This window comes from Marinobacter adhaerens HP15, from assembly GCF_000166295.1.
In the GTDB taxonomy this organism is placed as follows: Bacteria; Pseudomonadota; Gammaproteobacteria; order Pseudomonadales; family Oleiphilaceae; genus Marinobacter; species Marinobacter adhaerens.
Genome location: NC_017506.1, coordinates 3,813,240 through 3,837,120, shown reverse-complemented (window position 1 = coordinate 3,837,120; position 23,881 = coordinate 3,813,240). Strand labels below are relative to the sequence as shown.

Here is a 23,881-nt window from a genome sequence, read left to right as displayed (position 1 = left end):
TTCGCCTCCATTCCGAAGCCGCGCGTGCTTTTGGCGTTAGCGTTTAGAAGGTAGTTCTGATGTGGCGGATTTAGAGCCAAACACAAGGCGAAAAAAGAGACGCAGAAAAGGCCCTCCCGTCCCTGAAGACATGAAAGCCCACAGAAAACTGGCGCGATCCGCAGCGGAAAAATTGCACACTGGGCAGGAGTTAACTGAAAGAGAGCTGATTGCCGTTTTTAAAACGGATAGCCTAAACGAGGATGAACTAGAAGCCGTCGTCGATCAGTTAGCGGGTGGGGATGCAGAGAAGCTTCTGGAAGACTTCCGGTATTTGGAAGAACCAAAGATAGTCACCGATTGCCTCTCACTCTGGTGTCCGGATGTAGAGGCGGAGATGCTTGCTTATTTCCGTCGACATCCTGAGCAGCTCTATTCTTTGCCTCCTCGTAAATTTGAAGAGCTCGTTGCCTCGATATTTCGAAACAATGGTTTTTCTGTGGAGTTAACTCCACAGAGTAGAGACGGCGGCGTCGATATTGTCGCGGTAGAGGAATCCAATTTTGTTGGTCGAAGCGTGCATCTAATTGAATGTAAGAGATATGCACCCGACAGATCCGTTGGAATCGGGGTGGTGCAACGTCTGCTGGGAACGGTGACTCAAGCAAGAGCCAATAAAGGGGTTGTAGTAACCACATCTTTTTTCACGAAGGATGCTCAGGCAGTTGCCGACGAAACAAAACATATTCTTACCTTACGAGATTATGATCACTTGATTGCGTGGTTGAGCACGTTGCAACTACCAGGCAATCGCTAACAAAGCGCAGCAGTTCCCGGCCGGTGGCCACCGGACGCCCTTTACATTGCGGCTGCGCCTTCATTCCAAGGGCGCCGTTGTGCGCTGGCGTTTTGGCGCTTTACGTACATTTCGTCTACATTTTCTGGGTTGTGCCAAGATAGTTGGAGAGCAATGAACATGGAGGTTGCACAATGCGCTAGCACCTCAATCCCGGAGAATGACCATGAAAAAAATAATGCTAAGTTTGTTTCTTGTTGTGTTCGCCTCGACGGCGTTCGCTCATGGTGGCGGTTGCCGGAAAGACAGCCCACCTGGGCAATGCTGTCACGCAGGTTCACAGCCTTATCATTGCCACTAAAGCTGTGTTTTCCGGCGGAGCTTGGCTGGTTGAGCCATAACCATATGGTCAACCGGACGCTAAAAGCGTACCGCTTTTGGTTCCCTCCGCTGGCGCTCCGGTGCCGGTTACCTCAGCGTTAGGGTCTCTAGACGATTATGAGCAAACTGGCTGGAATGACCATCAATGAACGTCTCTTTGATGCCCGGATCATGGATGAGTTTGATGCGGCCATTTTGTCTCGCGATCAAGAAGAAGCGATTGCTCTATTGCAACGTGTAGAGCTTTCGAGGGAAGAGGCAACGGCGACAGTGGCAACCATTTTTGAGGACCCGGGCAAGTATGGCTACACCAAGCCGTGACTCAGGAGTTTTTCTGCCCAATAACAAGGCCATTAAGTCAGTTCCGGGCCTATGGCCCTCCACTGGACGGCTTTTTGCCGCTGCGCTCGTAGTTATGGGCACCAATTCAGGAGGTTGTGGGTTTGGGATTTAATTCATGGCGGGATTTTCAAGACTTTGAAAGAGAGGTCAAGCTAGAAAACCGTTTCGTCCATTCGCCCTTGGTATCGGAGTTTCTAGCTAATATAAAGCGTACCTTGCCTCCGCGCGAACGATCCTTGGCTAAAGAAAGCATCCTTTATCGAGCTCAGATCGGCCATGACGAGCATGAGCTGGAGGGAGGGCCGGAAATAACAGGATATGCAGCCCAACGCATGAAACCTATTCCAAATAAGGGAAAGGAGGGACGTGGCAATCCGAAGGGGATTTCGTATTTATATCTGTCGAATGATGAGAATACTGCGCTCGCGGAACTTCGTCCACATTTAGGCCAACGTCTGTCATCTGCTCAGTTCGAAATACAAAAGAACCTGAGGCTCGTCGATTGCTACTCAGTTCCCCATCACTATTCCCACGTTGAATGTATTTTTAACCCACCAGTATCCCAAGAAGATATTGGCAACGCCGTCTGGTCAATGATCAACGAGGCATTTACCAAACCAGTAACTAACGCTGATGATGCGTCAGATTACGTGCCAACACAGATATTAGCCGAGTTTTTTAAGTCGCAAGGATACGACGGTGTTTGTTTTAAAAGTAGCATGGGCGGCGGACACAACTTTATTCTTTTTCAACTAGATGCTGCCGAAGTCGTTACCTGTACTGTGATGGAAACAAAATTGGTTAGCTTCGAGTTCAGTGAGTGCGCAAATCGATACTATGTGCAGAAGAAGCCATAACAATATGGTCAACGGTACGTCTACTGCGCTGCGCTCCGTAGCCGCCCATTACCATCGGCGTTATGAATCAGCACGGAGGATTCTATGCTCGAATTGAGACCCAATTGCGAGTGTTGTGACAAGGATTTGCCGCCGGACTCCAGTGAGGCGGTAATCTGCACATTCGAGTGCACGTTCTGCGAATCTTGCGCATCTGATGTGCTGGGTAATCAGTGCCCCAACTGTGGTGGCAATTTTTCGCCCCGTCCCATTCGCCCAGAATCACTGCTTGGCAAATATCCGGCGCCAACGCAACGTGTGGTAAAGGCCGGTGGATGCAGTGCCAATTCATAACCAGTCGCATCAGTACGCGGCCGTTGGCCGCCGGACGGCTTTCAGCCGCCGCTCTGCTCGGCGTTAGGCTATCGAGAAATATGAAATGATCGAAAGAATAAGAACCGTTTCGAATCCACTGACGATAATTGCCATATTTTCAGCGCTAGCGGAAATTGCTGGAACAATTACGGTCGGGCTTATCTCCCCGGATTTACAGAAGATTTTTATCTGGTTCGTGATGCTGTTCCCACTAATCATCGTGATGATCTTCTTTTTAACTCTTAATTTTAATCCTAAGGTTCTATATGCACCTAGTGACTTCAAAGATGAAGAAAACTTTTTGACTTCAATTCAAGGTAAATATCTAACGCGTTCCGCTTTCCAAGCAATCGAGGAAAAGGTTGAGGTAACTAAAAATGAAATAGAAAAAGAATTTCACGATTTGTCTAAGAGTCTGGATGATGGTGTAAAGAAAAACATTAGCGATATTTTCGCTAAGAAATTGGGCGAATTAAATGCTGAGATAAAAGAACAAGAAGAAGAGCTAAATTTTGACTTGGGCGTTCGGCTCGGTGCATCTGGAAAACACGCAGAAGCAATTGCTGCGTATTTGAAAGCCATAGAAAATAATGACCCCAACCCTTCTTTATGTTTTCTAAATATAGGGAATAGGTATCAAGCCATGGGATACCTTGATTTAGCTCTTTCCTCGTGGGAAAAATCGATCGAACTGAATCCCAAGCAGTGTTTGGCATATCTGAGGGCCGGTGAACAGTATCGCGCACTAGGTCAGTTCGATAAAGCGTATGATCGGTTAAAGTTTTACGTTGATTTTATTGAAGAGAAAAATATCAAGCCGGGCTCAAAGTTTTACATCAAGGAATCACTAAGAAAAGCAAAGGAGTTTCTAGCAGAATACTCGAAATGAATCACTTGGAGCCTAACAAAACGCGCCACTCGGACGCACTAAAGTGCGCCGGTGCGCTAGTGCGCCGGTGCGCTCAGCGCTAGAGCTCAGAGGGGAAACGAATGTTTGTTGCCGTTTACGAGTTTGAAATCAAGGAAGGCACAGAGACTTCATTTCGTGAAGCCTGGCTTGAAGTGACGAAAGCTATCTATGAGCACTGTGGCAGTTTTGGTTCAAGACTCCATACCTCAGACAAGCCGAATATCCTGGTTGGTTATGCTCAGTGGCCTGATCGGGAAACGTGGGAAAAAGATCGTCACGTGATCGATGAAAAATATCATAGAGCACGCAAACACATGCTCGACTGTTTGGTTCAATCGAAAACTGTCTATGAATTGGAAGTCAGTGACGATTACTTGCAGCCTGTTTTGGCTCAGCCAGTCTCGTTTTCCGATAGCTGATACGGCGCGGGGAGAATCAGTGCGCTATTGATCGCTGAATTTGTGCTCGGATTGTGTGAAAAAAGCTGCAGAAAACTGTAAAACCTTATTCTTGGTCAATGGTTGATGGAGTTCGGGTGGTGAGCGTCAGGTGTCGAGGGATCGTTTTGCTGTGTTTGTTGCAGCTCGCGGGGTGTTCAATCACTCAAAGTGGAAAAGGCTTTGATCTTGTAGACGACAATAAATACGAGGAAGCTCTGCCATATTTTGAAACGGCAGCAAACGAGGACGGTAGTAAGTCCTCTGCGGTCATGGCCAGCTTCCTTTTTTTGTCCGATTACCAGATCCCGCGCGATATCGAGAAAGCAAAGGAGTATTACCAGCTATCGCAAAGCCTGGAGCACGGTCGTTGGGATCAGTACCTCGATTACTTTATGCCGTTGGCAAACGCTAAAATTCTGCTTTACGACGATGATCCCGGCAATGATGAAGAAGGAACGGATATTTTAAGGGGAGATCGTTACTCCGAGTATTCGCCTGCTCTTGGTTTACTGGCCAAATCTTACGCTTTCGGAAAAGGTGTCGATAAGAATATCGGCATATCCAAGGCGCTGTTCGAACGATCAGTCGATTACGATAGCGAAGTCTATTCAGCGCATCATTATTCCTGGTTTTTGGCGGTCCACCCGGATGCAGAGTTTCGTGATGGTGCTCGAGCGCTGGAGTTGATTCAGGAAGTCATGGAGGACGATGAGGAATCAAAGCAGGCAACAACACTGGATACGTTGGCGGCCGTTCTCGCAGAAAATGGTCAGTTTGATGAAGCTGTCGAAACTCAGAAGAACGCGATAGACAGGTTGATTGAGGATAGTAAGGATTATCCCAAGTTCCTGGTCTGGAAAAGTTGGCTGGAGTGTCGCCTGAAAACGTACGAGAAAGGCCTTCCCTGGCACTATGAATCGAATCAAACGCCCTTTGTTGGTTCTGCCGGCAGTCAGCCTTGTGTGTGGAAAGAAAGCCCATAAAAGGGGATTCGCCGACCAGCCTCCGGCATTACCAGCGAGGACTAATTGACAGCCTTCCCCTATTCAGGAAGAAGCGCAATCTTCTCCATGTCATGTCTCACATCAGGCTGCGCGTACGGCTACCCTCGTACCATTAAACGCCGCATTGCCCGTCAGTGCGTCAATGCGCCCGGAATCGGTGACGTCGTTCATGCTCACGCCGGGTTGTCCCTCGGCGATCGACATGGCGGTGTCCGGCCGGTTGTGGCCCCAGCCCTGGGGCATGCTGATCACACCCTCAAACATATCGTCGTCGATTTCCACCGGCAGGTTGATGCTCCCGGAAGCCGACGTAACCGTGGCCAGTTGTCCGTCTTCAAGCCCGATTTTGAGGGCATCTGCGGTGTTCATCTGTAGCGTGCACGGGTTCTTGCCTTTGACCAGGCGGTGGGAGTTCTGGGTCCAGGTGTTGTGGCTGCGGGGCAGGCGGCGGCTAATCAGCGTGAACGGATAGTCACTGTTTTCATCTGCCTGCAACAGGCCCGAGGCATCCAGGCGTTTCAGATCCTTCAGGTATAGCTCGGGGGCAATGCGGATCTTGCCGTCCTCGGTCTGGATGCGCTGCGCCAGGCAGGGCTGCAGTGGTCCCAGATCCACACCATGGGGGTTGGCTTTCAGGGTCTCTAGGCTCATGCCCACTTTTCCGTAGGCGCCGTGTTTCAGTCCCAGATCCAGCATGGCCTCCGGCGTTACGCCATCGTCTTCCAGGCCCGTTAACTGCAGGGCCAGATCCCGCAGAATTTCCCAGTCGTGTTTCTGGTTCGGCGCTTTCTCGAACATCGGTTCCGAGAACTTGGCGGTATTGCGAACGGCGAAAGAGTTGAAGAACACATCGAAGTGCGGCACTTCCAGCCCGGTTGTGGCCGGCAGGATGATGTCCGCGTGGCGGGTGGTTTCGTTCAGGTAGATATCCACCGACACCATGAAATCCAGGGCATCAAAGGCGTCTTCCAGGCGGGTTCCGCCGGGTGCCGAAAGCACCGGATTGCCGGCGATGGTGATCATCGCGCGGATCTGGCCCTCGCCCGGGGTCAGGATCTCATCAGCCAGGGTAGCGACCGGGAATTCGTTGTTGAAGTAGGGCAGTTTTCGCACCCGGGACTCGTAACGGCCATAGGAACTCGGCTTGCCCTTTTTGTCCCTGACAAGATCAAAGGCCGGCTGGGGGAACATGGCGCCACCGCGGCTATCGAAGTTGCCGGTGAGAATATTCAATACATTGTTGAGCCACTGGCAGAGGCCGCCGAACGACTGCGTCGAGGCGCCCATGCGGCTGTAGCAAACGGCGCTCTTCGCAGCTGCCATCTCCTGGGCCAGCTCGCGGATGGCCTCTGCGGTCATACCACAGGCTGCCTCCACGGTTTCCGGGCTATAGGGTTTTACGGCCTCGGCCAGTTGCTCCAGCCCGTCGATCCGGTCTTCCAGGTGGCCAAGGGTAACCAGCTGTTCCTCGAACAGGGTGTGGACCATGGCCAGCATGAACAGGGCATCGGTTTCCGGGCGGATAAACAGGTGCTGGTCGGCCTTTCTCGCGGTCTCGGTACGCCGTGGATCAACCACCACCACCTTGCCGCCGCGTTGCTGGATGGCCTTCAGGCGTTTGCCGACGCCGGGGGCGGTCATCAGGCTGCCGTTGGAAACAATCGGGTTGGCACCAATGATCAGCATGAAATCCGTATGGTCGATGTCTGGCACCGGAATCAGCATGCCGGCACCCAGCATGTAATTGGAGGCCACGTGGTGTGGTAACTGGTCCGCCGATGCGGAGCTGTAGCGGTTATTGGTGCCCAGCGCCTTGAAGAACCGCGGCAGCATGATGGCGTTGCCGAAGTTATGGGCGTTTGGATTACCCAGATAAACCCCGACCGCATCCTGCCCGTGTTCCTGCTGGATGCCGCGAAACCGCGAGGCGATTTCCTCGAAGGCAGCTTCCCAGCTGATCTCCTGCCAGCCGTCCGCGGTGCGCTTCATGGGTGCTTTCAGGCGGTCCTTGTCATTGTAGAAATCCTGCAGTGCAACGGCTTTCGGGCAGATATGGCCGTGGCTGAACGGGTCGTTGCTGTCACCCTTGATGGACAGGATCTCGCTACCCCGATGCTGGATTTCGAGGCCACACATGGCTTCACAGATGTTACAGGTGCGGTAATGGGTCTGGGTGTCGGTCATGGCAAACACTCGGTCCGGATATTGTCGTTATTGGTTCTGGCAGTGTGGCACAAGCCGGCGAAAAATCAGACGGTCATAATTCACATAAAACCGGTCAATCCCGCCAAATAATGTTTCTCCCGGTGCCTGAAAGACAGGCCGGAATTTCATCGTACAATAGCCCCATGGCTAAAACCTTTTACCGTCGGGGCCCGGACCATCGAGCCGGAGCGCCGGTTACCTTTCTCGACGTCCGCCGTCGTTTCCAGTTTCGTACCATCGAGCTTGGCCGCTGGGTCACCGAGCCGGAAAAACAGCGCAGTGCGTCGCTGTTCTACGATGCCCTGTGCGACCTGATGACCATTCTTGGCGGCACCGAGTCGCTGGTTTCCCTGCGTGGCACCCTTGCTCTTCAATATGGCATTGGTGGGCGGCCCGGTGTGTCGGCCCACTACACGCCGGCCACGCGCAGCTTCTCACTGGCCAAAAATGCCGGGCCTGGCAGCATCGCCCACGAGTGGTTTCACGCCTTCGATCATTACATCGGCGAGAAACTTTTCGGCGAGGCCCAGAGAGGCCAGTTTGCCTCAAAGCTCTGGCTTGGCCGTGACGACGCTGTTCGGCATCCGCTGAACGATCGACTGCAGGCCTGCTTCAAGGCGATTCTTCTGGACGAAAAAGGTGCAGAGCCCAGCGAGCTTTTCCGTTGCTCAATAAAGGCCGACAAGGCGGCGGGGATTCAGTATTTCAGCCTGCCCGAAGAGCTTTGCGCCCGGGCGTTTGAAGCGTTTGTGCAGGATGCAAACGTGAAGAACGCCTTTCTGGTGAGCGGAACCCGAGAATCTGAAGAGGCAAAACTGGGTCTGTACCCGGTGGGCGCGGAACGCGAACGCGTCAAAAACGCTTTTTGCGATTATTATACCGCTCTTGGCCGGGCGCTCCGGTCAGCAGAGGAGTAATGGCTTGTGACAGCACTTGAGCTGAAAATACCGCCGGTGGTTCTTGTCGCTATTGTGGCAGTTGGGATGTGGGCTCTGTCCCGCATTGCACCTGACTTGGCAATTGCCATTCCAGCAGCAGGCTGGTTGGCGTCTGGCGTTGCACTGACGGGTATGGCGATCGCGATTCTTGGTGTCTCGGCGTTCAGAAAGGCGGGCACAACGGTAGATCCCAGGGTTCCCGGGCAGTCGGAAAGTCTCGTGGTTTCTGGTGTCTATCGGTACAGCAGAAACCCGATGTACCTCGGATTCCTGCTGGTTCTCTGCGCCTGGGGGCTGTGGCTTGGCAATCTGCCGGCCCTGCTTTTTCTACCGGCATTTGTCCTCTACATGAACCATTTCCAGATTGTTCCGGAGGAGCGGTTCATGCGGGACAAGTTCGGTGCCGCCTATGCGACCTACTGTGCCGAGGTTCGCCGCTGGATGTGATCAGCAATTCAGTGGCAGTGCGCGTGAGCAGCCGCGTTCTCATCCCTCGGATCGCCCATGCCACCCTTGAGGCCGTATTTGATCAGCAGCAGGTTGGCGGGCCAGGCTGCAAACAAACCCAGTGAGAGTGAGATGTAAAGAGAGGACCAGAACAGGGCATCCCCCATGGTGGCGTTGCCGCCGAGGTAGAGATCGGTGGTAATTGCCACGGACTCCATCACAACGATGCTTATGGTTTCTGCGAAGAAGGCGCCCTTGAACGCTTCTTTGAATGCCATGCCGTTCTGCATCATCGGGCCAATATTCAGGGCGAAGCCGAAGATATAGGCCAGCGTAAAGGTGATGATGGCAGCCCAGAAATTACCCATGGCAAACAGGCCAACCGAAATAATCACGCCGAGAATTTCGCCGATGCCGCAGCCGGAGTAGCAATGTGCTACCGACCGGAAGCCCTTGCGGGCAAGGCTGTCTGTCGGGATCTGTTTGCGCCCCGAGTATCGGTAGATAGCGACGCCGACCGGCCCGGAATAAAGCACGGTAAGCCCCCACACCCACTGCATCATGGAGGCAATGTGGCTGTTGCTGGTTCTCAGGTCGTAAACCACCCAGACGACGCTGGCCGCAACAAGGGCCAGCCAGATGCCCAATCCCGTCCAGGTGTCGATAAGGGCCTGAATCTGATCAAGGCTCATAGCGAATACCGTCCTTTTCAGGGAAATCTATACCTGTTGTAGTCCTTGGAGGCTGGGCGCCTTTCTTTCAACCTCCAGCCAGGCCTGTAGCTCGTGGAGCGGCTTCGGCGAGCAGATCCAGTAGCCCTGGAGCATTTCCGCTCCCAACTGGTTCAGAAGGCGGGCCGACTTTTCGGTTTCGACACCCTCGGCCACCACCTGATAGCCCAGGCCCTGGCCCATCCTGATGGCGGTTTCGACAATCATCCGCGCGCCCTCGCTGGATTCGATGTCCTGTAACAGGGCGCGGTCCAGTTTGATTTCGCTGGCCGGCAGTTTCTTGAGATAGGAAAGCGAGGAGTAGCCGGCGCCAAAGTCGTCAATCGACAGCTTCAGCCCGATAGCCGTTAATTCGTTCAGGGCGCTCAGGCCCCTGTGGGGATCATCCATGGCAGCGGTTTCGGTCAGCTCAATAATGACCTGTTCCGGGTTCAGCTGATTGCGCTTTGTCCGGGTTTCGAACAGGCCCACCAGTTCCGGAGAGCTCAGATCCCGGGCAGAGATATTCACAGAAACGGTCAGAGCCGGATCGAGGGCATGGAGTTCCTTCAGATCGTTCAGAGCCTGGTCCACCACCCATCGGGTCAGATGTTTGATCACCCCGGTTTTCTCCGCCATCGGAACAAACTCAATCGGCGGCACCCAGCCCCGGTCCGGGTGATGCCAGCGGATCAGGGCTTCCACACCCACCACTTTACCTGTCGCCAGGCTGATTTTGGGCTGATAGTAGAGCTCGGTCTGATTGTGGTGCAGTGCCTCCCGGAGGTCGGACATCAACGTCAGCCGGCTTTCGTCATAGATGTCATCCTTGCGGGAATACAGGCCGGTTTGATACGGGCCATGAGGCGCCATTTCCATGCCGACATGGGCATTGCGGATCAGCAGGGCGGCTTTCTTGCCATGTTCCGGATAGCTGGCGGCACCGAACCGGGGATTGGGCTCTATGGCGATGTTATCCAGCAACACGGGTTCCGCCAGTTGTTTAAGTGCGTTATCCAGCGACTGGAAGTCGTCTGCCGTTTTACTGACGTTCACCAACAAACCAAAACTGTCGCCAGACAGCTGATATACCCGCTCATCGTTCCCACGCGCATCGACGGTGTGATGAACCATGGGAAGGCCTGAGGCTAAACGGGTCATCTGCTCTGCCATGGCCTTGAGCAAACGTTCGCTGCGGTCCAGGCCCAGGGTCCGGTTTATTTCCTTGAGCTGCGTTATCCGGGTAACGCCCACCATGAAGCGCCCGTTGGGGTTTTGCCGCAATTGCTCATCCACCATCCATTCGAATCGGTTCCGGTTTGGTAGCCCGGTCACCGGGTCATGGGTCAGCGCTTCATTCAACTGGGTTTGGGCTTCGTTGCGGGCCTTCTGTTGTTTGAGGATATCGGCCTGAGCCTGAATTTTCTGTTCCCGTTCCCGGTATAGGCGGTCGGCGAGGGCAAGCGTGAGAATGAAAGCCTCGAGCCCGGAGCCGATCTGCATGGCGTACTCGGTAAAGAAATTCTCCGGCAGCAGGCCCAGGGCCCGCCCTGCCGTTGCCGAGACCCCTATCGTAAGAGGTGTCCAGGCGATCGTGAAGAATACCCCGGCCCGGACACCGGCAGCCCAGGCCACAGGGCCGGCCACCAGGAGCAGCGAGAAGAATGCGAACGCGGAAACGGCCGCCACCCGGATACCGGTGTCGTAATCCAGCATCGGCGCAGACAGGAAAAACAGCATTTCAAACAAGAGCATCGCCTGCAGGGCCCGGTACAGCCTGGGGCTGTTAGAGCGCACCTGGAGGAACTCCATGCAGAACAGTATCGAGAACATCGCCAGGAATGGCATCGACAGTAGAAGCACATGCGTGTGAAGAAACGGTGCGCCCGGGTAGATATGCTGAAGTGTATAGCCGCGCACAGCGGCGAAGAACAGGAAGTAGCCTGAAATGGCCAGGGCGTAGTACAGGTACAGCTTTTCTCGCAGGGTCAGGAACACGGCCAGGTTGATCAGGATGATCACTGCCAGACTGCCGTAATAGAAAAAGTGCAGCTTCTGCTCGTTGGCAGCGGCTTCGTAAAAATCATTCTGCTGCCAGATCTGCAGCGGCACTACCATCGTGCCCTGGGTGGCGACCCGGATATAAAGCGTTTTCGAGGCGTCCGGGGCCACATGGAATCGATATAGCATGTTGGGATGGTCGACATCCCTGGGGTAGAAAGGGCGGGTGTCCCCGGTGGCGAATTCTCGAAGCAGGGTGCCGCCGGAGAGCTCGTGAAACACCACGTCATCAAACTGGGAATAGCCCAGCTCGGCAATCAGCAGCTGGTCGCGCCCGGTCTGGTTTTGCACCTCAACCCGCAGCCAGTAGGCGGAATCGGTAATCCCGAAGGTGGCCTTTCCCGATGGGTTGGTCTGCCAGGCGGCATCGGGGAGGGCGCGAACATCGGCCAGCTCCGCTTCGGCGCTGGCGTCTTCCCAGTACTGGAAATGGCTTTCAATCGGTTTTTCTGAGGCAAGTGTGACCGGGGCGCTATCCGCATGCGCAAACTGCGACGTGAACGTCGCCAGACTCAGTAAAAAGATACGCAGAGCAGTGCTGAGGATCACCAACAGTAGACCCCGTTATATCGCCATCAGGCTTTTTTATTTTCCTGATCATCAGCTTAACAGCCTTTCTTCACCGGAAAAGCCGAGAACCAATATTTAATGTAGCGAAATGTCTCATATCTGCAGATTCTCCGCCTTGCCCACCCGTCCCTTTTTGCTCTCCGTAGCCCTCAAGCACCTGTCTCGATAGCGGCCCATCTGCTACGTTGAAAGGAGATATTCATTCCCAAGGAGGCCTCTATGTTCGTCGCTGAAAAAGCAACCGGGCACCTGATCGAAGTTCTGGATACACAGGCGCTGTTTGATCCCCATAGCCAGCAGGTGCGAGGCAGCCTCCATTACGGAGAGGAGGCGCAGGATCCTGAATTGTTTAAAAAATCCGAACTCGCATTTCCCTCCGGTGAAGCGCTTCCTGTGTGCTGGACAGACCCGGATTACCGTCGCCATAGCTGATATTTGCTTGCCCTTCCTGCCGTCACAACCGCGCCATATCAGAGTGGCGCGAAGGCTCCCTGCTTTCTGATCAGGTTTGAATTCCCCGCCTCGCTTCTGTAAGCTTTTTATTAATTGAACGTTCAATTAATAAAAAGCAGGGCTGATTGGTGCTGCTTTTCAACACCGGAATCAAGACGAGTAACCGAAGCCGCCATGCCAAAAGTTGGGGTCAAAGACACACGCAAGCAGCAGCTGATCGAAGCCACCATGCATTCGATTGCCGAGCTCGGAATGCAGAACACCACCATTGTGAGCATCAGCAAACGGGCGGGCATGTCCTCCGGGATTATCAGCCATTATTTCGGCGGCAAGCAGGGTCTGATTGAGGCGGCCCTGCGTTATCTGCTCGATCAACTGGGCAAGGAACTGCGGGAGCGCATGGCCAAGACCGACCGCTCCCCGGAACAGCGGCTCAATTGCATCATCGAGTCGAACTTTTCCGAGTTTCAGCGCTCGGCGCTGGCGGCCAAGACCTGGCTGAGCTTCTGGGCCCGGTCGATGCATGAGCCGGGGCTCAAGCGGCTGCAGCAGATCAACAACGCCCGGCTGTACAGCAACCTGCGATATTCCTTCGCACAGGTGCTTGAACCCGGCGCAGCGACTGAGGCCGCCCGGCAAACCGCGGCAATGATCGATGGGTTCTGGTTGCGCAGTGCCCTGAGCCTGGACCCGGCAGAGAGCTTTGAAGCCGGTGAGCGGCTCTGCAAGAAATTTGTCCACGAGACACTGGCCCAGGCAACCGCCTGAGCCGAGATTGATTCGAACGGCCCACAAGGCCTGAAGACACCGAACCGAGGTTAATTACCGACTATGTCTGCATCTCTTCCTGTTGTTCAGAATTTCGTCCATGGCCGTTTCCTGGCCAACAGCACTGGCGAAACCTTCCCCGTGGTGAACCCGGCCACGGGTCAGGTTATCTACGAAGTGGAAGTGGCGGATGAATCCGTGCAGCAGGCCGCCATTGAAAGTGCCCGCGCCGGTTTTGCCGAGTGGTCTGCCATGACTGCCATCGAGCGCAGCCGGATTTTGCTTCGAGCGGTTGCGATTCTGAGAGAGCGTAATGATGAATTGGCTGCCGCAGAGGTGCGCGATACTGGCAAGCCCTGGCAGGAAGCAGAAGCCGTGGATGTGGTCACCGGTGCCGATGCGGTTGAGTTCTTTGCCGGCCTGGCACCCTCCATCGAAGGTAACCAACAGGACCTGGGCGGTGATTTTTACTACACCCGCCGGGAGCCCCTGGGCATCTGCGCCGGCATTGGCGCCTGGAACTACCCGATCCAGATCGCCTGCTGGAAATCCGCGCCGGCCCTGGCCTGCGGTAACGCCATGATCTTCAAGCCATCCGAGGAAACCCCCATGGGTGCGGTGAAGCTGGCGGAAATCTTTACCGAAGCGGGCGTGCCGGCGGGCGTATTCAACGTGGTGCAGGGCGCCGCCGAAGTTGGCCAGTGGCTGACCCACCACCCCGAGATTGCCAAGGTCTCCTTCACCGGCGAAGTGGCCACCGGGAAGAAAGTTATGGCAGCGGCATCTTCCACCCTGAAAGACGTCACCATGGAACTCGGCGGAAAATCCCCGCTGATCATCTTTGACGATGCGGATCTTGAGAACGCCATTTCCGCCGCCATGGTCGGCAACTTCTACACCCAGGGTGAGATCTGCACCAACGGCACCCGGGTGTTTGTTCATGAAGATCTGTACCCGCGCTTTATCGAACGTCTGCTGGAACGCACCCGCAACAATATCAAGCCCGGCGACCCGATGAATCCGGACACCAATTTCGGCGCGCTCATCTCCGCAAAACACCGGGATCTGGTGCTCGATTACATCGCCAAAGGCCTATCCGAAGGCGCGACTCTCAGCCACGGTGGTCGGGCCTTCGAGCCGGAGGATTCCAAAGGCGGCTATTTCGTGGAACCCACCATTTTCACCGACTGCACCGATGATATGACCATCGTAAAGGAAGAGATTTTCGGGCCGGTGATGTCGGTCCTCACTTTCCGCGATGAGGACGAGGTGATTGCCCGCGCGAATAACACGGATACGGGTCTGGCCGCTGGCGTGTTCACCAACGATATCCGTCGGGCTCACCGGGTGATTCACCAGATCCAGGCCGGCATCTGCTGGATCAACAGCTACGGCGCTTCCCCGGCGGAAATGCCGGTCGGCGGTTACAAACTCTCCGGCATCGGCCGCGAGAACGGGCGCGAAACCATTGCTCACTACACCCAGATCAAATCGGTGTATGTGGGCATGGAAGATTTGGACGCTCCCTTTTAATCGCAGGCCACACAGGAGAACGCGTATGACAGAAAATCGATACGACTACATCATTGTGGGTGCGGGTTCCGCCGGTTGTGTATTGGCCAACCGCCTGACCGAGGACGCGCGCCACCGGGTGCTGCTGCTGGAAACCGGCGGCAGCGACAAGAGCATCTTCATCCAGATGCCCACCGCCCTGTCCATTCCCATGAACACCAAGAAATACGCCTGGCAGTTCGAGACCGAGCCAGAGCCGTTCCTGGATAACCGCCGCATGCACTGCCCCCGGGGCAAGGTGCTGGGTGGTTCTTCCTCCATCAACGGCATGGTGTATGTCCGTGGCCACGCCCGGGATTTTGACGAATGGGATTCCGAGGGCGCTACCGGCTGGCATTATCGCAACGTCCTGCCCTATTTCAGGAAGGCCGAGACCTGGGCCTTTGGCGGCAATGACTACCGGGGCGATAAGGGCCCGCTCGGTGTGAATAACGGCAATAACATGCAGAATCCGCTCTATAAGGCCTTTATCAGGGCGGGTTCCGATGCCGGTTACTTTGAGACCGATGATTACAACGGTACCCAGCAGGAAGGCTTCGGCGCCATGCACATGACCGTGAAGAACGGTCGTCGCTGGTCCACTGCGAACGCCTATCTGCGCCCGGCCATGGATCGCGATAACCTGACTGTGGTCACCCATGCCCTGGTGCACAAGGTGTTGCTCGATGGCAAAACCGCCACAGGTGTCCGTTACGAGCAGGGCGGCAAGGTGCACGAGGCGAAAGCCGCCGAGGAAGTCATCCTGTCAGCGGGCTCTATCGGTTCACCCCACCTGCTTCAGCTGTCCGGAATTGGCAAGCGTGAGGTACTGGAGAAGGCTGGTATCGAGGTAAAGCACGAGCTACCCGGCGTTGGTGAGAACCTGCAGGACCACCTGGAGTTTTACTTTCAGTACCGCTGCAAACAGCCGGTGTCGCTCAACGGCAAGCTGGACTGGTGGAACAAGCTGAAGATCGGTGTTCGCTGGATTCTCCGCAAGGACGGTCTGGGCGCCACCAATCACTTCGAGTCCTGTGGCTTTATCCGGTCCAAGGCCGGCGTCGAGTGGCCCGACCTGCAATATCACTTCTTACCGGCAGCCATGCGCTACGACGGTAAAGAAGCCTTCAATGGAGACGGATTCCAGCTGCACATTGGTCACAACAAGCCGAAGAGTCGGGGCTTTGTGCATGTGCAATCGGCCGACCCGAAACAGGCACCGACCATCCGCTTCAATTATCTGCAGCACGAGGCAGACCGCGAGGGCTTCCGGGACTGTGTGCGCCTGACCCGGGAAATCATCAACCAGCCGGCCATGGACGAGTACCGCGGAGCGGAGATCCAGCCCGGTGCCGAGGTCCAGACCGACGAGGAAATTGATGCGTTTGTTCGCCAGGCGGTTGAGAGCGCCTACCACCCGTCCTGCTCCTGCAAGATGGGCACCGACGAGCTGGCGGTGGTGGACCCGGAGACGCGGGTTCACGGTATCCGGAATCTCAGGGTGGTGGATTCGTCCATCTTCCCGACCATACCCAACGGCAACCTGAATTCGCCCACCATCATGGTGGCCGAGCGGGCAGCCGATCTGATCCGGGGCAGGGAGCCCCTGCAACCTTCTGACGCGCCTGTGGTGATGGACGACCAGTGGCAGACACGTCAGCGACCGGGACAGGCAAAGCGCGCGCTCGCATAGCGCGTCGTCATCCCACCCGGGCGTGCAACGTGCCCGGGGTTTTGCAAGCCCTCAGGATTTCCCTATCAGCGCGACGGTGTTCTGCCGTTTTCGGGCGCCCGATAGGCAAGTCCTGGGTTTGTGTCCGATTCGAAAGAAGCAGCGCTTACTAAGTAGAGGAGGAACACCCATGCTGTTCATTGCAAAGAAACAAAGTAACCGGAGGACGTTATGACACTCTGGTTATCCGCAGGTCTGATCTTCACCTTCGCCGCCATTGTGCTGATCCTGTACAAATGGTGGGACATCCAGTGCATCGGCGTAACGCCCGTCCGCACCTTCACCTTTATCGCCATCCTGTTCACCTCAGGTCTGGATGTGGGGCTGATCATGTTCCCGTTGACCGAGTTCGGTGGCTATGGCGATCTGTCTGCGAGCCCTGAGTACGGCTTTGCCAACCCCCTGGCTATCGAATTCGGGTTCTGGGCGTTCCTGATCTGGGGCTTCTATTTCCTGACCTGTTTTTACTTCGCGATCATTGAGCCGCGTGTGCAGTTCTTTGAGATTCCGTTGGTGAAGGTCGTAAACAACGTGGTAATCATCGGAACCTGTGCGTTTACCGCCTATCTGCTGCTGGTGAATCTGCCCTGGTACCTGCCCATGCTCGGTGATGGCGAATCGGTGGTGCCAGCGTTCTACGCCATTGTATTTGCCTCGATAGCGCTGGCGGTCTATTCCAGCTCCAAGATCAAATATGTGCGCATCCTCAGTCTGGGTTCGAGCCTGTTGTTTATTGCCCTGATCGTGGGCATGTGGTTCCGGGCGTTCGTTATGGGTGCGGGCTCACCGGCAGATTTCTTCGGCACCGCCGGATTGATCGGCGAGTACTTCGCCAACATCCACCAGTTTGCCCTGCCGATCAACGACTACCATGAGTTCTACCTGTTCTGGTGGTTTGCCTGGAGCATCATGATCGGCCAGTTCACCGCCCGTTTCGTGAGCGGTATCCGCACCTGGCAGCTCTTGATTGCCATGCTGGTGGTACCGTCCATCGCCATTGGTGTCTGGTTTACCGTGCTTTACCACTACCACGCGGAAGGCCTGCAGATTGCGGCGTTCACCAATCTCGCCATGATTTCGGTGGGTGTGTTGATGGTGGTGAACTCGCTGGATTCATTGATCCGGCTCTATACCGACAACCTCAATCTCACTGCCCAGCGCCTCGGGCGGGTGAACTATGTGGTGTTCAATTTCCTGGCGATGGTTGGTCTGACCATGCTGTTCCAGCTGGATTTCCTGCGGATTCAGTGGGTTGGTGCCCTGGTGATTGCACTGTATTTTGGCTGTTTCGTCTATATCCTGGCGAACAAGCGGGCAGAAGTGGCTGCCATTAAAGCGTCACCGAAAGAAAATATTCTGGACTTTGGAAAGATTGAACTGGCTGGTTAAGACCCCATAAACGGGGTGGCGGAAAAATTCCCTTCAAAAGCCAGAGATAGGTTTTTTCTATCCCTGGCTTGGGAATTATCAATTTTATCCGCATCGCCGATATCCGTACTGTGGGCGCCACAAATTCATTAACTTATGAATCCATCAACAAGGAGTTCTTTAATGGGCATCATTAACAGCGAGATCAAACCGTTCAACGCTACCGCCTTCAAAAACGGCGAGTTCGTTGAGATCAGCGAAGCAGACGTGAAAGGCAAGTGGGCGGTATTTTTCTTCTACCCGGCCGACTTCACTTTCGTGTGCCCGACTGAGCTGGGCGACGTGGCTGACAAGTACGAAGAGCTGCAGAAACTGGGCGTTGAAGTATTCTCCGTGTCTACCGACACGCACTTCACCCACAAGGCATGGCACAGCAGCTCCGAGACCATCGGTAAGATCAACTACTACATGGTTGGCGACCAGAACGGTACCATCACCAACAACTTTGGTGTGATGCGCGAAGGTCAGGGCCTGGCAGACCGCGCTACCTTCCTGATCGATCCGGACGGCGTTATCCAGGCGATGGAAATCACTGCTGAAGGTATCGGCCGTGACGCTGACGACCTGATGCGCAAAGTGAAAGCCGCTCAGTACGTTCGCAAGAATCCTGGCGAAGTATGCCCGGCCAAGTGGAAGGAAGGCGAAGAAACGCTGACTCCGTCACTGGACCTGGTTGGTAAGATCTAAGCTCTCCTTACGGAAAGCTTGGTTACAAAAAACCCCGGAAAATCCGGGGTTTTTTATGTCTCACGAAAATCTGAGGTTCAAAGAGCCTCTAGGATGGTTTCGGCGCTGGTCTGGTCCAATCCCTGGGCGTCGATATTCAGCAGCTCGACCTTGCCGTCGTTCACGATCATGGCGTAGCGCTGGCTACGAATGCCCATGCCGTTCGCAGTCCGATCCTGGGTCAGATCCAGAGCCTTGGCGAACTCTGCTACGCCATCGGCCAGCATGACGATTTCTTCGGCGTTGTGGGCCTTGCCCCAGGCGTCCATTACAAACGCGTCGTTTACTGACGTGCAGACGATGCTGTCGATGCCTTTGGCCCGCAGTTTGTCGGCATTTACCACAAAACCGGGTAAATGGGCGGCTGAACAGGTGGGGGTAAACGCGCCGGGTACAGCAAACAGAACGGCTTTCTTGCCGGCAAAGAGTTCACTGGTACGGACTTTCTCAGGGCCTTTTTCGCCCATTACCTGAAGTTCGATGTCTGGCAGGGTATCACCCGGCTGAATTGGCATTGCTATGGTCTCCGCTGTTGTCCTTGTTGAAATAGTCGGCACCCCGGGCCTTGAGGCGATAGAACTCTTCAATTACGCCGGCCATCGCTTCGGCACAGTACGGCCGCAGACCACTTAATACGAGCCGTTTGGTCACTTCGCCCACTGGTTTGTGATCGGCGGTCAGACGGTATTCCAGGAGAACGTTACCCCGTTTACCGGCTGCCTCCAGGGTGGCGTTGTGCAATTCCAGCCCGGGCGAGGGCAGATCCAGATTCTCCAGGGCCAGGCTCATGCTCTCGTACATCACCATGGGGCGATCAGGATTGAACATCACCCCGTTAGACTCCATTAAAGGTTTCAGGGTATGGGGAAAGTTCTTGCCGGAGGCCGCCACATAGGCACGGGTGATGGTCTCGATCAACTCCTCATCCCGGGTTGTCGCGCCACTGCGGGCCACCTCGATATAGACTTTGCCGGCATCGTCACAGACGTCAATGGTGTTTTCGGTTTCAACGAACTTGAGCGGTACATTCTCTCCAAGCAGGCTGCGGAACCGGAAGGTCATGTTCTCCGACAGCCCGAACCGCGCGAGCACAATGGCGAAAAGCAGGTCTCCTGGAACGCAGAAACGGCGGGCATCCGGGTCGTGGATGGGATTGAAATCCCCCGCGATTTCCTTGGCGAACTGGCTTGCCTGCAGGGCGGAAATTACGACGTGTCCGTCCTGGACGGAGTGGAAACGGTCTAGAAACATGCGTTGCCTATTCTGGATACCAGAGAATGATGTTGCGACGATATGACAACATCATACTGCGGCAGGCTTTCGGTGGATATGCGCTATTGGTCAAGCCCCGAGCAGCGGTGAATCTGGAGGTATAGCAAAGCCCTATCAAACAGTTTGGGTCAATTAATTTGAGCATTGAGTGGCGGGGCCGTATTGTTGCACCAACTCAACTTAACCACCGTATTTGATTCAAATACTTAGTTCCGAAATTTAAAGGAGAAGTCAGACTATGTTGGATGCCAATATCAAGGAACAGCTCAAGGCCTACATGGACAAGCTGCAGCAGCCGATTGAGCTGGTTGCGGCCTATGACGACAGCAAGAAGTCCCAAGAACTCCGGGAGCTGCTGGAAGAGCTGGAGCCGATGTCTTCCAAGATCAGTCTCCGCACTGAAGAATCCAATGACGTGCGTCGTCCGTCCTTCGCCATCAACCGAGTAGGCACCGATATTGGCGTTCGCTTTGCGGGCATCCCCATGGGCCACGAGTTTACTTCCCTGGTGCTGGCCCTGCTGCAGGTGGGTGGCCATCCCTCCAAGGCGTCCCAGGATGTGATCGAGCAGATCCAGTCTCTGGAAGGCCGGTTCGAGTTTGAAACCTACTTTTCCCTGTCCTGCCAGAACTGCCCGGACGTGGTTCAGGCCCTGAACCTGATGAGCGTGTTGAACCCGAACATCACGAACACTTCTATCGATGGCGCCCTGTTCCAGGATGAAGTGGAGCAGCGCGAAGTCATGGCGGTTCCCAGCGTTTACATGAACGGTGAGCCGTGGGGCCAGGGCCGTATGACCCTGGAAGAAATTGTTGCCAAGCTGGACACCAGCTCCAGCGAGAAAGACGCCGAGAAAATCAATCAGAAAGACGCCTTTGAGGTCCTGATCATTGGTGGCGGTCCGGCTGGCGCCTCTGCTGCCATCTACGCTGCGCGGAAGGGCATTTCCACCGGCATCGCGGCCGAGCGTTTCGGTGGCCAGGTAGCTGACACCATGGGCATTGAGAACCTGATTTCCGTACCCTACACCGAGGGTCCGAAACTGGTGGCGGCCATGGAGCAAAACGTCAAGGAATACGACGTGGATATCATGAACATGCAGCGCGCTGAGAAGCTGATCCCGGCGTCACGCCCTGGCATGCTCCACCAGGTAAGGCTCGAAAACGGTGCCACTCTCAAAGCGCGCAGCCTGGTGCTGTCCACCGGTGCCCGCTGGCGCCAGATGGGCGTTCCGGGAGAGGAAGAGTATCGCAACAAGGGTGTGGCCTACTGCCCGCACTGCGACGGCCCCCTGTTCAAGGGCAAGCGCGTGGCGGTAATCGGTGGAGGTAACTCCGGTGTTGAAGCAGCCATCGATCTGGCCGGTATCGTGGGCCATGTAACCCTGATCGAATTCGGTGCCGAGATGCGCGCTGATGAGGTGTTGCAGAAGAAACTGCGGAGTCTGAAGAACGTGGAGATCATCACGTCCGGACAGACCACCGAGATTACCGGGGAAAATGGCAAGGTCAACGGTCTGAATTACACCGACCGCACCTCTGGTGAGCAGCACCACATCTCCCTGGAAGGTGTGTTTGTACAGATCGGCCTGGTGCCCAACACCGAGTGGCTGAAGGGTGACATCGAACTGAGCCAGCACGGCGAGATCATCGTCAACGACCGCAACGAAACCTCCATTCCGGGCGTTTTTGCAGCGGGCGACGCGACGACTGTGCCTTACAAGCAGATCGTGATCTCCATGGGCGAAGGTTCCAAAGCCGCCCTCAGCGCCTTTGACTTCCTGATCCGCAATTCTGTGGACGAGAGCGAAGACGAAGCGGCGTAATCCACTCAACGCCGCCTGATTAGAGAGAAAGGCACCGGAGCGATCCGGTGCCTTTTTCGTTTCCGCTGAACATTCCCTCCCGAACTGAGACATTGGTTACGGATCTATGCTTGTCTGTTACACGACAGCTCGGTAGCTTAGGCCCCGCGAAAGCGAACGTTGCCAGATCGTCCAGAGGGTTGTTCATTACATGAAGTCCTTTCCAGCCCGCTTCCTCATCGGTTTCCTGCTCCTGTTTACAGGTCCTTTGGCAGACGCCGGCACCCGACCAAGCGTTGTTTTTCTTTCCCCGGACGACTCTCGTTTCTGGCAACTGGTGGCCGGTTTCATGGAGTCGGTGGCGGAGGATCTCGAGGTAGACCTGGAGGTTCAGTACGATCGGGAGAGTCATCGATTCAGCTATCTTCGCATGGCGAAGGACGTATTGGCCCGCGAAGAAAAGCCCGACTATCTGCTGTTCATGTGCAAGGAGCATGTTACCGAATCCATGCTCAGGCTCGCGGATGGGGCCGGTGTAAAGACGTTTACCTTCAATACCGATGTGCCTGACGCCGCTCGAGCCAGCATCGGTATGCCCCGAACCGTCTTGTCGGGCTGGCTCGGCCATCTTTCGCCGGACAATATCGCCGCTGGTCGTGTCCTCGTAACGCTGCTTGGCAAACAGGCCGAACAATTGGGGCTGGCCTCCGGCCCCAGTATTCCCATGGTCGCCCTCTCGGGAACCCTTGATTCCTCTGCCACCAAGGACAGGAATGGAGGGTTGCTGGCGGCTGCAGTCCAGCAGCGCAGCGAGCTTATGCAACTGGTGTATGCCAACTGGAGCGGAGCCCTGGCCCGTGAAAAAACGGAGGTCCTGCTGAAGCGCTATCCGAATACTGTCTCAATCTGGAGCGCGAGTGATGGCATGGCACTGGGCGCGATTGAAGCCGCTCGAAATGCCGGCCGGACGCCGGGCAAAGATCTGTTGGTGGGCGGCGTAGACTGGGAACCTGAGGCCCTGGAAAGTATCCGGCAGGGGGAGTTGCTGGTCAGCCTCGGCCGACATTTCATGGGCGGTGGACTTGCCTTGCTCCTTCTGCATGATTATCACCATGGCCAAGATTTTGGAGATATGTCACCGGACTATGTTTTCCGCTACAAGCTGGAACCTGCAACCCGTGGCAATGTTGAGCGGGTGCAGCGCATTATGGACTCTGAGAATTGGAGCGCCATTGATTTCCGGCGCTTTAGCCGCGTTGGCGAGACTGAGACCGGGAAAACAGTGCCCGATTCTGATGCCGTGCTGGATGCGATCACTGGGGCGCTGGCAGGGCAGAGAGCAGACACGGTCGCGAGGAGAGAATAAGGTCCTCCTGGATTCGAGCAGGCTTTAGGGGCTCGATATGTCCTGCACCAGACTGCCTTTCGGAGCTTCAGGCTCCTCTTCCTCGGCAAAGAGATGACTGTAGGCCGCCCGGACACCAGAGACGATAAACTCATGGGGCACGTCGTCGAACAGGCCGTGGTCGTTCACATATTCCATGTGCGCGTGACCGTCGTCGGTGTACTCCTGAAACATGGAATCGTGCACCCCGTCGAATTCCAGCGGTTCCACCTTCATCAGTTCGCACAGTTGCCGGTTGAACGCTGGCGTCGCCTTGACCCATTGGCCGTTCAGGAAAAGCTCGATGTAACCGTGCATTCGGAAGATGTCCGACCGCAGCCATTCGATCAGTTTCGGACTTGAGAGATGATTGCGAACATCGGCCAGCCCAAGCCGGCTGGGAATGCCAATCGAGCGAGCTGCCGCGCCCAGAAGAACGGCCTTGGGGATGCAGTAGGTTTCGCCGCTTTCCAGAGCGTAGCTGGCACTGAACGTGTTCGCATCGGTCCGGAACACGTAGGGGTTGTAGCTGATGCTGTCACGAACAGCGAGATAAAGCGCCTTGATCTGCTCCACCGGCTCATCAGGAACTCCCTCCAGCTCTGACTCGATCCATGCCTTCAGCCTGGGATGGTCATAGTCAAAAAAGGCGGTGGGCTGGAGATAGCGTTCCATAGTCATCAGTCCGGTCTCGGGATCAGATTCTGATCGTGCTCAATTGGCAAGGCACAGGCAATGGCGGTTTCCGCCAGAACGATTGGGGAAAGTG

23 protein-coding genes are annotated in these 23,881 nt (G+C 55.4%); 17 read left to right on the top strand and 6 right to left on the bottom strand.

Annotated features, from left to right (window positions below):
* The first annotated feature begins 61 nt into the window (after positions 1-61).
* The 7 genes from HP15_RS18010 to HP15_RS17985 all read left to right on the top strand — a co-directional run bounded on the left by HP15_RS18010 (position 62) and on the right by HP15_RS17985 (position 5,042).
* Positions 62-796: a restriction endonuclease gene (locus HP15_RS18010; protein WP_041645812.1), complete on the top strand. Its 735-nt coding sequence runs from the start codon at positions 62-64 to the stop codon at positions 794-796.
* 477 nt (positions 797-1,273) lie between these two features.
* Positions 1,274-1,477: a hypothetical protein gene (locus HP15_RS18005; RefSeq protein WP_014578790.1), complete on the top strand. Its 204-nt coding sequence runs from the start codon at positions 1,274-1,276 to the stop codon at positions 1,475-1,477.
* 122 nt (positions 1,478-1,599) lie between these two features.
* Positions 1,600-2,355: an RES family NAD+ phosphorylase gene (locus HP15_RS18000; protein ID WP_041645810.1), complete on the top strand. Its 756-nt coding sequence runs from the start codon at positions 1,600-1,602 to the stop codon at positions 2,353-2,355.
* A gap of 84 nt (positions 2,356-2,439) precedes the next feature.
* Positions 2,440-2,688, top strand: coding sequence for a DUF1272 domain-containing protein (locus tag HP15_RS22015; RefSeq protein WP_081449852.1), 249 nt, complete (start codon positions 2,440-2,442; stop codon positions 2,686-2,688).
* An 85-nt stretch (positions 2,689-2,773) separates the two neighbouring features.
* Entirely contained in the window at positions 2,774-3,598 is an 825-nt protein-coding gene (locus tag HP15_RS21740; protein ID WP_014578788.1) for a tetratricopeptide repeat protein-like protein, read from the top strand.
* A 101-nt stretch (positions 3,599-3,699) separates the two neighbouring features.
* Entirely contained in the window at positions 3,700-4,038 is a 339-nt protein-coding gene (locus tag HP15_RS17990) for an antibiotic biosynthesis monooxygenase (protein WP_014578787.1), read from the top strand.
* 155 nt (positions 4,039-4,193) lie between these two features.
* Positions 4,194-5,042: a tetratricopeptide repeat protein gene (locus HP15_RS17985; RefSeq protein ID WP_169702184.1), complete on the top strand. Its 849-nt coding sequence runs from the start codon at positions 4,194-4,196 to the stop codon at positions 5,040-5,042.
* A gap of 102 nt (positions 5,043-5,144) precedes the next feature.
* Here HP15_RS17985 and HP15_RS17980 read toward each other — a convergent pair whose 3' ends face one another.
* A complete protein-coding gene (locus HP15_RS17980; RefSeq protein WP_041645808.1) occupies positions 5,145-7,247 on the bottom strand; it encodes a molybdopterin-dependent oxidoreductase in 2,103 nt (700 codons plus the stop codon).
* A gap of 164 nt (positions 7,248-7,411) precedes the next feature.
* Here HP15_RS17980 and HP15_RS17975 point away from each other — a divergent pair, with 164 nt between their 5' ends.
* A complete protein-coding gene (locus HP15_RS17975) occupies positions 7,412-8,185 on the top strand; it encodes a CLCA_X family protein (protein WP_014578783.1) in 774 nt (257 codons plus the stop codon).
* A gap of 6 nt (positions 8,186-8,191) precedes the next feature.
* A complete protein-coding gene (locus HP15_RS17970; RefSeq protein WP_041645806.1) occupies positions 8,192-8,653 on the top strand; it encodes a methyltransferase family protein in 462 nt (153 codons plus the stop codon).
* Between the two features lie 8 nt (positions 8,654-8,661).
* Here the strand turns inward: HP15_RS17970 and HP15_RS17965 are convergent, their stop codons facing one another.
* Positions 8,662-9,345 carry a DUF4396 domain-containing protein gene (locus tag HP15_RS17965; RefSeq protein WP_014578781.1) on the bottom strand — a complete coding sequence of 228 codons (684 nt, stop codon included), beginning with the start codon at positions 9,343-9,345 and terminating at the stop codon, positions 8,662-8,664.
* A 27-nt stretch (positions 9,346-9,372) separates the two neighbouring features.
* Complete coding sequence (locus HP15_RS17960; protein ID WP_014578780.1) at positions 9,373-11,973, bottom strand: EAL domain-containing protein; 2,601 nt, start codon at positions 11,971-11,973, stop codon at positions 9,373-9,375.
* A 240-nt stretch (positions 11,974-12,213) separates the two neighbouring features.
* Between HP15_RS17960 and HP15_RS17955 the strand changes: the two genes are divergently transcribed.
* The 6 genes from HP15_RS17955 (at position 12,214) to ahpC (ending at position 18,613) form a co-directional block, all read left to right on the top strand.
* Complete coding sequence (locus HP15_RS17955; RefSeq protein WP_014578778.1) at positions 12,214-12,426, top strand: hypothetical protein; 213 nt, start codon at positions 12,214-12,216, stop codon at positions 12,424-12,426.
* Positions 12,427-12,621: 195 nt separating this feature from the next.
* Positions 12,622-13,215, top strand: coding sequence for a transcriptional regulator BetI (gene betI / locus HP15_RS17950; protein WP_014578776.1), 594 nt, complete (start codon positions 12,622-12,624; stop codon positions 13,213-13,215).
* 63 nt (positions 13,216-13,278) lie between these two features.
* Positions 13,279-14,748 (top strand): betaine-aldehyde dehydrogenase, encoded by a 1,470-nt coding sequence (gene betB, locus HP15_RS17945; RefSeq protein ID WP_014578775.1) that lies wholly within the window; start codon positions 13,279-13,281, stop codon positions 14,746-14,748.
* A gap of 25 nt (positions 14,749-14,773) precedes the next feature.
* A complete protein-coding gene (gene betA, locus HP15_RS17940) occupies positions 14,774-16,459 on the top strand; it encodes a choline dehydrogenase (protein ID WP_014578774.1) in 1,686 nt (561 codons plus the stop codon).
* 210 nt (positions 16,460-16,669) lie between these two features.
* Entirely contained in the window at positions 16,670-17,887 is a 1,218-nt protein-coding gene (locus HP15_RS17935) for a choline transporter (protein ID WP_014578773.1), read from the top strand.
* Between the two features lie 162 nt (positions 17,888-18,049).
* Positions 18,050-18,613: an alkyl hydroperoxide reductase subunit C gene (gene ahpC, locus HP15_RS17930; protein WP_008172630.1), complete on the top strand. Its 564-nt coding sequence runs from the start codon at positions 18,050-18,052 to the stop codon at positions 18,611-18,613.
* 77 nt (positions 18,614-18,690) lie between these two features.
* On the opposite strand, the gene HP15_RS17925 is transcribed toward ahpC, so the two are convergent.
* Both HP15_RS17925 and HP15_RS17920 read right to left on the bottom strand, forming a co-directional pair.
* Complete coding sequence (locus tag HP15_RS17925; protein WP_008172631.1) at positions 18,691-19,167, bottom strand: peroxiredoxin; 477 nt, start codon at positions 19,165-19,167, stop codon at positions 18,691-18,693.
* Positions 19,148-19,903 (bottom strand): DUF3581 domain-containing protein, encoded by a 756-nt coding sequence (locus HP15_RS17920; RefSeq protein WP_008172632.1) that lies wholly within the window; start codon positions 19,901-19,903, stop codon positions 19,148-19,150. Before HP15_RS17920 ends, HP15_RS17925 begins: the two co-directional genes overlap by 20 nt.
* A 259-nt stretch (positions 19,904-20,162) precedes the next feature.
* Here HP15_RS17920 and ahpF point away from each other — a divergent pair, with 259 nt between their 5' ends.
* Positions 20,163-21,749 (top strand): alkyl hydroperoxide reductase subunit F, encoded by a 1,587-nt coding sequence (gene ahpF / locus HP15_RS17915; protein WP_014578771.1) that lies wholly within the window; start codon positions 20,163-20,165, stop codon positions 21,747-21,749.
* Between the two features lie 190 nt (positions 21,750-21,939).
* The gene (locus tag HP15_RS17910) at positions 21,940-23,094 is read left to right on the top strand and encodes an ABC transporter substrate-binding protein (RefSeq protein ID WP_014578770.1); all 1,155 of its coding nucleotides are present in this window, start codon (positions 21,940-21,942) and stop codon (positions 23,092-23,094) included.
* Positions 23,095-23,118: 24 nt separating this feature from the next.
* Here HP15_RS17910 and HP15_RS17905 read toward each other — a convergent pair whose 3' ends face one another.
* Entirely contained in the window at positions 23,119-23,787 is a 669-nt protein-coding gene (locus HP15_RS17905) for a transglutaminase-like domain-containing protein (protein ID WP_014578769.1), read from the bottom strand.
* Between the last annotated feature and the right edge of the window lie 94 nt (positions 23,788-23,881).